The organism is Proteus vulgaris (assembly GCF_023100685.1).
GTDB lineage: Bacteria > Pseudomonadota > Gammaproteobacteria > Enterobacterales > Enterobacteriaceae > Proteus.
The window spans coordinates 273,952-285,221 of the sequence record NZ_CP090064.1 but is presented as its reverse complement, the minus strand read 5'-3'; the positions used below and the strand labels follow the sequence as shown (position 1 = coordinate 285,221).

Annotated in this window: 13 protein-coding genes; 4 read left to right on the top strand and 9 right to left on the bottom strand. The window is 40.1% G+C overall.

Annotated features, from left to right (window positions below):
* Positions 1-60 precede the first annotated feature (60 nt).
* Both ftsH and rlmE read right to left on the bottom strand, forming a co-directional pair.
* A complete protein-coding gene (ftsH, locus tag LW139_RS01445; protein WP_109408498.1) occupies positions 61-2,007 on the bottom strand; it encodes an ATP-dependent zinc metalloprotease FtsH in 1,947 nt (648 codons plus the stop codon).
* Positions 2,008-2,054: 47 nt separating this feature from the next.
* Complete coding sequence (rlmE, locus tag LW139_RS01440; protein WP_036939360.1) at positions 2,055-2,684, bottom strand: 23S rRNA (uridine(2552)-2'-O)-methyltransferase RlmE; 630 nt, start codon at positions 2,682-2,684, stop codon at positions 2,055-2,057.
* 145 nt (positions 2,685-2,829) lie between these two features.
* On the opposite strand from rlmE, the gene yhbY reads away from it, so the two are divergent.
* A complete protein-coding gene (yhbY, locus tag LW139_RS01435) occupies positions 2,830-3,123 on the top strand; it encodes a ribosome assembly RNA-binding protein YhbY (protein WP_036914752.1) in 294 nt (97 codons plus the stop codon).
* Between the two features lie 121 nt (positions 3,124-3,244).
* Here the strand turns inward: yhbY and greA are convergent, their stop codons facing one another.
* On the bottom strand, positions 3,245-3,721 hold the full coding sequence (greA, locus tag LW139_RS01430; RefSeq protein ID WP_072069572.1) for a transcription elongation factor GreA: 477 nt from the start codon (positions 3,719-3,721) through the stop codon (positions 3,245-3,247).
* 408 nt (positions 3,722-4,129) lie between these two features.
* On the opposite strand from greA, the gene dacB reads away from it, so the two are divergent.
* Complete coding sequence (gene dacB, locus LW139_RS01425) at positions 4,130-5,572, top strand: serine-type D-Ala-D-Ala carboxypeptidase (RefSeq protein ID WP_247850520.1); 1,443 nt, start codon at positions 4,130-4,132, stop codon at positions 5,570-5,572.
* A gap of 74 nt (positions 5,573-5,646) precedes the next feature.
* Here dacB and cgtA read toward each other — a convergent pair whose 3' ends face one another.
* From cgtA to rplU, 3 genes are all read right to left on the bottom strand, one after another.
* Positions 5,647-6,819, bottom strand: a complete 1,173-nt coding sequence (gene cgtA / locus LW139_RS01420) for an Obg family GTPase CgtA (RefSeq protein WP_166540297.1) — start codon at positions 6,817-6,819, stop codon at positions 5,647-5,649.
* A gap of 130 nt (positions 6,820-6,949) precedes the next feature.
* Entirely contained in the window at positions 6,950-7,207 is a 258-nt protein-coding gene (gene rpmA, locus LW139_RS01415) for a 50S ribosomal protein L27 (protein ID WP_006535706.1), read from the bottom strand.
* Positions 7,208-7,226: 19 nt separating this feature from the next.
* Entirely contained in the window at positions 7,227-7,535 is a 309-nt protein-coding gene (gene rplU, locus LW139_RS01410) for a 50S ribosomal protein L21 (RefSeq protein WP_036939370.1), read from the bottom strand.
* Positions 7,536-7,798: 263 nt separating this feature from the next.
* Between rplU and ispB the strand changes: the two genes are divergently transcribed.
* A complete protein-coding gene (gene ispB / locus LW139_RS01405) occupies positions 7,799-8,770 on the top strand; it encodes an octaprenyl diphosphate synthase (protein ID WP_109408495.1) in 972 nt (323 codons plus the stop codon).
* A gap of 49 nt (positions 8,771-8,819) precedes the next feature.
* On the opposite strand, the gene LW139_RS01400 is transcribed toward ispB, so the two are convergent.
* Positions 8,820-9,236: a DNA-binding protein gene (locus tag LW139_RS01400; protein WP_036939375.1), complete on the bottom strand. Its 417-nt coding sequence runs from the start codon at positions 9,234-9,236 to the stop codon at positions 8,820-8,822.
* Between the two features lie 82 nt (positions 9,237-9,318).
* Positions 9,319-9,669, bottom strand: coding sequence for a DNA-binding protein (locus LW139_RS01395; RefSeq protein WP_072069576.1), 351 nt, complete (start codon positions 9,667-9,669; stop codon positions 9,319-9,321).
* A 186-nt stretch (positions 9,670-9,855) separates the two neighbouring features.
* Here LW139_RS01395 and LW139_RS01390 point away from each other — a divergent pair, with 186 nt between their 5' ends.
* Entirely contained in the window at positions 9,856-10,122 is a 267-nt protein-coding gene (locus LW139_RS01390) for a helix-turn-helix domain-containing protein (protein WP_072069577.1), read from the top strand.
* Positions 10,123-10,224: 102 nt separating this feature from the next.
* Here the strand turns inward: LW139_RS01390 and mdh are convergent, their stop codons facing one another.
* Entirely contained in the window at positions 10,225-11,163 is a 939-nt protein-coding gene (gene mdh, locus LW139_RS01385; protein ID WP_166540296.1) for a malate dehydrogenase, read from the bottom strand.
* Between the last annotated feature and the right edge of the window lie 107 nt (positions 11,164-11,270).

Here is an 11,270-nt window from a genome sequence, read left to right as displayed (position 1 = left end):
AACCCCAGAAGCCTGGGGTTTGTATTTATAGCTTACTCAATATGTATAACCCAATAAGGATTAGTGAGTATTTTTATCAGAAGGCGTATCACTTTCTGACTCAGACTTATCTTTTGGCTCACTTGCCACATGCGTTTGTGTCGGCTGGGCAGTAGTTGTTGCATTACTATTGCCATTACTGCCTTCCCAACCTGCAGGTGGGCGAACATCACGACGATTCATTAAATCATCAATTTGAGGTGCATCGATAGTTTCATAAGTCATCAGCGCATCTTTCATTGAATGAAGAATATCAAGATTATCCATCAAGATCTGACGAGCACGAACGTAGTTACGATCAACGATAGCTTTAATTTCTTCATCAATAGTACGAGCAGTTTCATCAGACATATGTTGCGCTTTCGCAACAGAACGACCTAAGAATACTTCGCCGTCTTCTTCTGCATACAGTAATGGCCCTAATTTTTCAGAGAAACCCCACTGTGTCACCATGTTACGTGCAATATTTGTTGCTACTTTAATGTCGTTAGAGGCACCTGTAGAAACATGCTCAACACCATAAATAATTTCTTCTGCTAAGCGTCCACCATACAGTGTTGAAATTTGGCTCTCTAATTTCTGACGGCTAGCACTGATTTGGTCACCTTCAGGTAAGAAGAAAGTCACACCTAATGCACGTCCGCGAGGAATAATCGTCACTTTATGCACAGGATCATGTTCTGGTACTAAACGTCCAATAATCGCGTGACCGGCTTCATGATAAGCTGTTGATGCTTTTTGTTCTTCCGTCATCACCATCGAACGACGTTCCGCACCCATCATTATCTTATCTTTTGCTTTTTCAAACTCGACCATTGAAACAACACGTTTATTACCACGAGCAGCAAATAAAGCAGCCTCATTAACTAAGTTAGCTAAGTCTGCACCAGAGAAACCCGGTGTACCGCGTGCTAGAATTGCAGGATCAACATCTGGTGATAAAGGTACGCGACGCATATGGACTTTAAGAATTTGTTCACGTCCACGGACATCAGGTAAACCTACAACCACTTGACGGTCAAAACGGCCAGGACGGAGTAACGCAGGGTCTAAAACGTCAGGGCGGTTAGTTGCCGCAATAACGATAATTCCTTCATTTCCTTCAAAACCATCCATTTCAACAAGCATTTGGTTCAATGTTTGTTCACGTTCATCATGACCACCACCTAAACCAGCACCACGTTGACGCCCTACGGCATCTATTTCATCGATAAAGATAATACAAGGCGCGGTTTTTTTAGCTTGTTCGAACATGTCACGAACACGTGAAGCACCAACACCCACAAACATTTCAACGAAATCAGAACCTGAAATGGTGAAGAATGGTACTTTTGCTTCGCCTGCAATGGCTTTCGCTAATAACGTTTTACCTGTACCAGGAGGCCCTACCATCAGAATACCTTTAGGGATTTTACCCCCTAATTTCTGGAAGCGACCCGGATCACGTAAATATTCAACTAATTCGCTTACTTCTTCTTTTGCTTCATCACAACCTGCAACATCAGCAAAGGTTGTTTTGATTTGGTCTTCTGTCAACATGCGAGCCTTGCTTTTACCGAAAGACATCGCACCTTTACCGCCACCACCTTGCATTTGGCGCATAAAGAAAATCCAAAGACCAATAAGTAATAGCATTGGGAACCAAGACACAAAAATTTGAGTCAGAAGGCTTTGGCCTTCAAGTGGTTCACCTGTTACTTTTACATTACGGTTCATTAAAGTGGTCAGCAGGTTGTCATCACGCATAGGCATATACGTGCTGTACTTTGAGTTATCTGTTTTAGTTACATTAATATCATAACCACTTATGCTGACCTCGCGTAATTGGTTATTAGTTAACTCATTGATAAAGGTAGAGTAATCCACCTTACGACTATTCGAATCGCTGGGTCCGAAGCTCTGGAATAATGACATCAAAACGACTGCAATAACTAGCCAGAGGATCAGGTTTTTCGCCATGTCACTCAAGGGATTAACCTCATATTACAACTGTGTTAACAAATAGCTTTAGGGTACTAAAGTTTACGCCCTGTGGCTACAATATATACCTCACGAGAACGAGACCGCGAAGCGTCTGGTTTACGAACTTTCACTTTCGTAAACAGGGAGCGTATTTGCCCCAGGTACTCATCAAAGCCTTCTCCCTGAAACACCTTGACAATAAAACTTCCCCCGGGAGCCAGTACATCACGACACATATCAAGCGCTAACTCTACTAAATACATGGATCGAGGGATATCGACCGCGGGTGTACCGCTCATGTTTGGAGCCATGTCAGACATGACAACCTGGACTTTATTTTCACCTACTCTATCAAGCAATGCCTTCAACACAAGTTCATCACGAAAATCGCCTTGAAGGAAATCGACTCCGACGATAGGATCCATAGGCAAAAGGTCACATGCGATGATTCGACCTTTACTTCCTAACTGCTGTACAACATATTGAGACCACCCACCTGGGGCTGCCCCTAAATCGACAACGGTCATACCTGGTTTAAAGATATTGTCACTTTGCTGAATTTCTTCCAGTTTAAACCAAGCACGAGAGCGAAACCCTTTTTTCTTTGCTTGCTGAACATATTTATCACTAAAATGTTCTTGTAACCAGCGGCTAGAGCTTGCAGAACGTTTCTTATTGGCCATTGCGTTTTCCAACTATCATACACTTAGCTATCAAAATTTTTACTCTTTCACTCATTTAACCTCGTCTTAACGACATTTTATGGTGATAAGTGAGAGATGGCGTTAGAATAGTGTGTTTTCAATCCCAACAAAGCAAAAATTAATGATGACTCTTAACAAAAAACAAATTCAACACCTGAAAGGGCTCGCTCATCACCTGAATCCAGTCGTTATGATTGGTAACAACGGGTTGACTGAAGGCGTTCTTGCAGAAATTGAACTCGCTCTGGCACACCATGAGCTTATCAAAGTCAAAATCGCAGGCGAAGATCGAGATGTTAAAAACTTGATCGTGGCAGCGATTGTACGCGAAAGCGGTGCACAGAATGTACAAGTAATCGGAAAAATTCTTGTTCTTTATCGTCCTTCAGAAGCACGCAAGATTATTTTACCGAAATAATACTTGTATCTTTATATAAAAATGCCATAAGTAACTCTATGGCAAAAAAGGCCTTTTAAGGCCTTTTTTATATTACCACAGGATAGCAGCCTAGTTTTCTATAGAAACGTAAAATTATAAATTAAATGTATTCTACGTTTAAAACTTCGTACTCAACTTGTCCACCCGGTGTTGTGATAACAACAACATCATCTAACTCTTTACCAATTAACCCACGCGCAATCGGTGAATTTACAGAGATTAAGTTAACTTTAATGTTTGCTTCATCATCACCCACAATGCGGTAGGTCTGCTCTTCTTCAGTTTCAACATTTAACAGAGTCACTGTTGAACCAAAAATAATACGGCCATTGTTATTCATCTTAGTAATATCAATGACCTGAGCATTTGATAATTTTGCTTCAATTTCTTGTACTCGCCCTTCACAGAAACCTTGTTGCTCTCTTGCTGCATGATATTCTGCGTTTTCTTTTAAGTCTCCGTGCTCACGCGCTTCTGCAATAGCCGCGATAATTTCGGGACGACGAACACTTTTTAAATATTCCAGCTCTTCGCGTAGTTTTTCCGCACCAAGAACGGTCATAGGGATCTGATTCATGTGTTAATACCTCAATACTATTCCTAATAAAAAATAGGTATCATCCTGATTTTTTATACTAACAACACAGAGAAAAGGATCTATTTACTCTTCTCAAGACAAAAAAAGACACAGGCAACCTTAAATTGGGCCTGTCTCTACATATGTTCGGTGAATAAGGAAAGACGTTTATTCCCTTATTCATGCTGTTGGGAAGCAAACTTAGCCCCCAGACCTAAAACTAAATCTAACACAACAGACGCATTGCTTCACGCCTTATCTTTCTTTATAAATCAATAAACAGATATTTTCTGATAATGCAGTAATCGCTCGTTATATCGTTTACTTTTGCCCTCATTGCCCTTTAGTATTAGCCTCTGGCAATCAATACTGTAACGTTAGTACGCTATAGTCACGGACAGAGAAATTATGCGCTTATTATCAACATTTCGACGGATACTTTACACATTAAGTATCATCAGTTTTTCAACCCAAGCAATACCCGTTGAAAACTATACATCCCTTCTTCCTGAAGGAACACAAGTGGGTTTGATTACCCAGCCTGTGGGCGCAGCTTCTCCTAATCTCAATTATCATGCAGATCAATTAGCTCTTCCTGCCAGTACTCAAAAAGTGGTCACCGCCTTGGCGGCATTACTTCAATTAGGGGGTGATTACCAATTCACCACAACAATGGAGACGGAAGGCAAAATAAAGAATGATCAACTCAACGGAGATTTGATCTTTCGTTTCAGTGGTGATCCAACATTAACTCGCCAACAGTTAAGAGGAATGGTCGCGGTATTAAAACAATCCGGCATCACTAAAGTCCGTGGCGATTTGCTGATTGATACTTCTGCTTTTTCGAGTCATGACAAAGCACCTGGTTGGGTTTGGAATGATATGACTCAATGTTTTAGTGCGCCACCTAGTGCCGCAATTGTTGATAAAAACTGTTTTTCTGTCTTATTGCAAAGTGGCAATAAAGATGGCGATATTGCCACAATACGCAAAGCTTCATTTTACCCAGTTACCGTTTTAAGCGAAGTTGAAACTTATGAGAAAGGCTCAACACGTACTCGTTTTTGCGAATTAGATGTCACTGTCCGTGATTTAAATACCTATGTAATAACAGGATGTATTCCTAAACGTGACGATGCAGTGCCTTTAATGTTTTCTATTCAAGATGGTGCGCATTGGGCTGGCACAATTTTAAAAGAAGAGTTACAAAGAGCCAATATTGAACTTGATGGCTATATAAAACGTCGCTCTTACGTTAAAGCACCGGTTACTGTATTAGCACAAACACAATCTAAGCCTCTACATAACTTGCTTACTACAATGTTAAAAGAGTCTGACAATATGATTGCAGACACTGTATTTAGAACCATTGGACGTGAATATTATGGTGTTGCTGGAACGTGGCGTTCAGGCGCGGAAGCAACTCGTGCGATTTTAAAACAAAAAGCAGGAATTGACTTAGGTAATACAGTAATGGTTGATGGTTCAGGTCTTTCTCGCCATAACCTCATTTCACCTGCAACAATGATGCAAGTCCTTCAATATATTGGGCAACACGAAAATGAACTCAACTTTATTACTATGCTTCCCCTCTCTGGACACGATGGAACATTACAATACCGAGGCGGTTTTCATGAAGCAGGTGTCGATGGCAAAGTTTCTGCCAAAACGGGTTCACTAAAAGGGGTCTATAATCTTGCTGGCTTTATGACGACAGCTAATGGACAAAAAGTTGCTTTTGTTCAGTACGTCTCTGCATATTCACCACCAACGCAAAATCGTAATGCAGGGCGCGCCTATTTAGTACGTTTTGAAACTAACCTGTATAAAGATATGTACAATAACCGCTAAGTTTACGATATCGAGATAAAAGAAAACGCCTGATAAATCAGGCGTTTTTTATTTTTTCATGATAAGAATGATAATTAACGTTGGTAGATAAACTCTATACCATCATCATCTTCTTCATCCCAATCATCATCGTCATCTTCTTCAAAATCAGGATTTTCAAGCTGTTCTTTGTGGTAATCATCCCACATAAAGTCAACTTTTCCTGGCTCTGCAACTGTCGCCACTAAATCTTGCTCACGTGGTGTTACATTCAGGAATTCCATGATATTCCAGCAAAGTTTTTTCACACCTTCTTGGTTGATGGCCGCTATCATGTAATAGTTTTCATCCCAACCCAGTGCTTCAACAATCGCTTTTGCCTTCTCTTTTGCTTCTTCAGCATCAAGAAGATCCACTTTATTGAATACTAACCAACGTGGTTTTTGTGCTAATTTTTCGCTGTATTTCTCTAATTCAGAGACAATAATTTGTGCGTTCTCAACAGGATCTGATCCATCAATAGGATCGATGTCGATCAAGTGCAATAACACACGACAGCGTTCTAAGTGTTTTAAGAATTGGATCCCAAGACCTGCACCATCAGCAGCGCCTTCGATTAATCCAGGAATATCAGCAACAACAAAGCTCTGATGATTATCCATACGTACCACACCTAAGCTCGGTACTAAGGTGGTAAACGGATAATCGGCAACTTTAGGTTTTGCTGCCGATACTGCACGAATAAACGTTGATTTACCCGCATTCGGCATACCTAACATACCTACATCGGCTAATAACATTAGCTCTAAGAGAACATCACGAGATTCACCCGGAGTACCCATAGTACGTTGGCGTGGAGCACGGTTAACCGAAGATTTAAAGCGAGTATTACCTAAACCGTGAAAGCCGCCTTTAGCGACCATTTGTTTTTGTCCGTGAACAGTTAAGTCAGCAATAATTTCATTGGTGGCTAAATCACGGACTCGTGTTCCAACAGGAACACTAATTGTAATGTCTTGACCACGCTTACCGGTGCAGTCACGGCTGTGACCATTTTCACCACGTTCTGCGCGATAAGATTTTGTAAAACGGTAATCAATTAGAGTGTTGAGGTTTTCGTCTGCAATCATGTAGACATCACCACCATCACCGCCATCACCACCGTCTGGTCCCCCATTTGGGATATATTTTTCGCGACGAAAGCTCACACAGCCGTTACCACCATCGCCCGCGACGATCAGGATCTTGGCCTCATCAACAAATTTCATGATTTTACTCCGTATAGTAGCCATTAACGTGCTGGATGGCCGAAATTACCCAGAGATGGCCTTTTTTAAATATAAAAAGCCCCGCAACAGACTTGCAGGGCTTTTGACTCGGTGCTTAAAGGACCAGTAATTATTCAGCTTCGATGCTGATAAATTTACGGTTGTTTGGACCTTTAACTTCGAACTTAATTTTTCCGTCAGCTAATGCAAACAGGGTGTGGTCACGACCACAACCAACGTTAGTACCTGCATGGAACTTAGTACCACGTTGACGAACGATGATGCTACCTGCTAATACAGCTTCACCACCGAAACGTTTAACACCCAGACGTTTTGCTTCGGAATCACGACCGTTACGAGTCGAGCCGCCAGCCTTTTTATGTGCCATTGAACTACTCTCCTAAACCTTAAGCGATACCAGTGATTTTAACATCAGTAAACCACTGACGGTGGCCCTGTTGTTTACGGCTATGTTTACGACGACGGAACTTAACAATCTTAACTTTCTCGCCGCGACCGTGAGCAACCACTTCCGCTTTAACTTTAACGCCCGCAAGGATTGGAGCGCCAATTTGAATATCATCGCCATTAGCGACCATCATTACAGTGTCAAACTCGATTGTTTCGCCAGTAGCTACTTCAAGTTTCTCTAAACGAATAGTTTGACCTTCGCTGACTCGGTGTTGTTTACCACCACTTTGGAAAACCGCGTACATATAAACTCCGCTTTCCGCACACTCCCAATATGTATAATTTGAGTGCACAATTAAAATATTCACATAGGGCGCGAATTCTACGCAAATTTAGTGCCGATGACAAGTACAGATCGCAAACTAGCATTAAAAAAAAGAGTTTTTTATGCGATATTTATTTCAGCCATTTTTAAAGTACAATCTAAATTATAAGAGAGTAAAATCTATGGCATGATCATTTTTTATTAATAATAACGCGCTCATTGGCGAGCCAAAGTCGAAAAAACATGAATTTAGAATCTATTATAAAACTAACATCCGCTGATATGGCTGCGGTAAATGAGGCAATCCTTTACCAGCTTAATTCAGATGTTTCTTTGATAAACCAACTTGGTTACTACATCATTAGTGGTGGTGGTAAAAGGATCCGACCAATGATCGCAGTGCTCACTGGACGAGCATTGGACTATCAAGGTGACAAACATATCTCGGTCGCAGCGCTTATCGAGTTTATTCATACTGCAACGTTGTTACATGATGATGTTGTTGATGAATCTGATATGCGTAGAGGAAAACAAACGGCAAATGCCGTCTTTGGAAATGCAGCAAGTGTGCTTGTTGGCGACTTTATTTATACACGATCTTTTCAGATGATGACGGATCTTGATTCAATGCGTGTATTAAAATTAATGTCTAGCGCCACCAATGTGATCGCCGAAGGTGAAGTCTTACAATTAATGAATTGTAACGATCCTAATATTTCTGAAGATGACTATATGCAAGTTATTTACAGTAAAACAGCGCGTCTATTTGAAGCGGCTTCTCATGCGTCAGCCATTCTTTCTGGTGCCACACCTGAGCAAGAAAAAGCATTCCAAGATTATGGACGTTATCTTGGTACTGCTTTCCAGCTCATTGACGATCTGCTTGATTATGATGCTGACAACAGTCAGTTGGGTAAAAACACAGGCGATGATCTTGATGAAGGCAAACCTACGTTGCCATTACTTCATGCCATGCATAATGGTAATGAAGAAGAATCTCAATTAATTCGCCAAGCTATTGAGCAAGGTAATGGTCGCCATTTATTGGATACCGTTTTAAATACCATGAAACAAAGTGGATCTTTGGAATATACCCGCCAAAAAGCAGAAGAAGAAGCAGACAAAGCAATTGAAGCTTTATCTATCATACCTGATTCACCTTATAAAGAAGCGCTTATTGGGCTTGCTCACGTTGCTGTACAACGTCAATCGTAATCCTAATAATACTACCCCATTAATGGTATAGAAAAGCCTGCCAGAGCGACTATGTCGACTCTGGTGGGTTTTTTAATTTATTGAGTACTTCTTCATTTTCTCGCTCAATTGCGTCTTGATTATCAGCATCAATATAACTAATGAGCTTTGCTAACCCTTCTCGAAGCACAAACTTCACAATTTTTTCACGTTCTGATTTGGTTAATTGATAATACGCTTCCACCCAGATCAAAAAAGCATCCTGACGCTTTGATAAATACTCTGCGGGAGGTTCATGTGCAGCTAATACCCCAATGACCTCATCAGGTAGACTTTTCACTGAATACTCGACAGCTTTCCCCTGCACACCACGTTTACGGCGATTTTCCCACCCTTCACGACGCGCCATCAAGTTCACTCCCTGCGGTGAGTTAGGTAACCCCGCAAGCCCCACTAATTCTTTCGCTGTATACCATTCTTTTTTCATGATCTCATCTCACATTCAACTAAGAGGTTAGTCAGATAGATATCTGTTGCGGATAACGCAATAATAGATTCTTTAAACTCGCCTAATCATTGACGAGTTTTTCTAAAAAACTTCTAATACCATCCCGCAATATCAGCTCTGTTAATGTTTTTTGTTCACCATCATTTAGTTGTTGGAATGCTTTCACCCAGATAACGAGTGGCTCCTCTTTTTTATTTAGTTTGTAATGTGCTAATGGTTCATAAAGTTCCAGAGCAATTAAAGTTTTATCTGGTAAACAAGAATAATGATATTCAACACCATTACCTTGCTTATTCTTTATCTTTTGTTTTTGCCAAAATTCACGTTTAGCTTTTGCATTTACACCTTGTGGTGATTTAGGTAATCCACCTATACCCGTCAATTCCTTTGCCGTATACCACTCTTTTTTCATTATGTTTCTCTAAAATTGTTATCAACTTCAAAAAAGAAATTATTAAGAAAAAAATCAGAAATCTTTTTAGAAAAATAATGTTATTTTATTTTCTAAATAATCAGTTTAAATGCTTTAGGACATTTCTAATAAACTGTTATTTATACCACTAACACAGCAATTAATTTTATAGAAAAAGGATTAAAAATGATTTCAAGGAAATCTGATTGGCATCCTGCCGATATTATTGCCGCACTTAGAAAACGAGGAACAACACTTGCTGCCATCTCTCGCCAAGCAGGGTTAAGCTCTTCAACACTCGCTAATGCACTGTCACGCCCTTGGCCTAAAGGAGAAAAAATCATTGCTGATTATCTTGGTGTTGCTCCTTCTGAAATTTGGCCAAGCCGTTATTTTCATCCTGAAACAGGAGAATTACTTGAACGAAAGATTCGTGACAAAACTAATAATTAACTAATAATTACATACATTATAATTAATAAAAAAAACCGCTGATACTATATCAGCGGTTTTTATTTAATTTTGCATTATTTTTATAGCAAAAAAAGTATTTCTTTATTTATTAATAAATTCTTCACCAAGAATTATATCTTTTTTCAATACGTCTAACATGCCATTAAGAGATTGTTTTTCAAAATCACTTAATTTACCAATAGATAAATATTCCTCTACACCGTTTTTACCTAAAAGAATAGGTTGTGCAAAGAAACGGGCATATTCTCCGTCACCTTCTGTATAGGTACATTCAATAACATTTTTCTCGCCATTTAAAGCGCGAATTAATGAAAGACCAAAACGAGCCGCAGCTTGTCCCATTGATAATGTTGCTGATCCACCACCAGCTTTCGCTTCTACAACTTCAGTACCTGCATTTTGGATACGTTTTGTCAGTGCTGCGATTTCATCATCTGTAAATGATACGTCAGCAACTTGAGAAAGTAGAGGAAGAATGGTGACACCAGAATGCCCACCAATAACAGGAACATTGGTTTTCAGAGGATCTTGGCCTTTTAATTCAGCAACAAAAGTATTAGCACGAATGATATCAAGTGTGGTGATACCGAAAAGACGTTTTTTATCGTAAACACCTGCTTTTTTAAGTACTTCAGCAGCAATAGCAACTGTCGTATTTACAGGGTTAGTAATGATACCGATAAGTGCTTTAGGGCAATTTTGTGCTACCTTTTCAATTAAGTTGCGCACAATGCCTGCGTTAACGTTGAAAAGATCTGAACGATCCATACCAGGTTTACGAGCAACACCCGCAGAAATCAGAACAACATCAGCGTCTTTTAATGCAGGAGATGGATCTTCGCCGGCAAAACCTTTTACAGTCACTTGAGTTGGGATATGGCTTAAGTCAGCTGCGACGCCCGGTGTGACGGGAGCGATATCATATAAAGAGAGTTCACTACCAGCTGGAAGCTGATTTTTAAGAAGAAGTGCCAGTGCCTGACCAATACCACCCGCTGCACCGAGAACTGCTACTTTCATTCTGATACTCCTTAGTTACGAGATAGTGGAACGCCTTAGAGAGACTCACTATTACGCAATACACCTTTTGAAAAACAATTATTTAACAGCAATATTGCATAATAAGG

Excerpts from the sequence above, each read along its gene's own strand:
- rlmE (WP_036939360.1), bottom strand. The coding sequence starts at position 2,684 with ATGGCCAATAAGAAACGTTCTGCAAGCTCTAGCCGCTGGTTACAAGAA.
- yhbY (WP_036914752.1), top strand. The coding sequence starts at position 2,830 with ATGACTCTTAACAAAAAACAAATTCAACACCTGAAAGGGCTCGCTCAT.
- greA (WP_072069572.1), bottom strand. The coding sequence starts at position 3,721 with ATGAATCAGATCCCTATGACCGTTCTTGGTGCGGAAAAACTACGCGAA.
- dacB (WP_247850520.1), top strand. The coding sequence starts at position 4,130 with ATGCGCTTATTATCAACATTTCGACGGATACTTTACACATTAAGTATC.
- cgtA (WP_166540297.1), bottom strand. The coding sequence starts at position 6,819 with ATGAAATTTGTTGATGAGGCCAAGATCCTGATCGTCGCGGGCGATGGT.
- rpmA (WP_006535706.1), bottom strand. The coding sequence starts at position 7,207 with ATGGCACATAAAAAGGCTGGCGGCTCGACTCGTAACGGTCGTGATTCC.
- rplU (WP_036939370.1), bottom strand. The coding sequence starts at position 7,535 with ATGTACGCGGTTTTCCAAAGTGGTGGTAAACAACACCGAGTCAGCGAA.
- ispB (WP_109408495.1), top strand. The coding sequence starts at position 7,799 with ATGAATTTAGAATCTATTATAAAACTAACATCCGCTGATATGGCTGCG.
- LW139_RS01400 (WP_036939375.1), bottom strand. The coding sequence starts at position 9,236 with ATGAAAAAAGAATGGTATACAGCGAAAGAATTAGTGGGGCTTGCGGGG.
- LW139_RS01395 (WP_072069576.1), bottom strand. The coding sequence starts at position 9,669 with ATGAAAAAAGAGTGGTATACGGCAAAGGAATTGACGGGTATAGGTGGA.
- LW139_RS01390 (WP_072069577.1), top strand. The coding sequence starts at position 9,856 with ATGATTTCAAGGAAATCTGATTGGCATCCTGCCGATATTATTGCCGCA.
- mdh (WP_166540296.1), bottom strand. The coding sequence starts at position 11,163 with ATGAAAGTAGCAGTTCTCGGTGCAGCGGGTGGTATTGGTCAGGCACTG.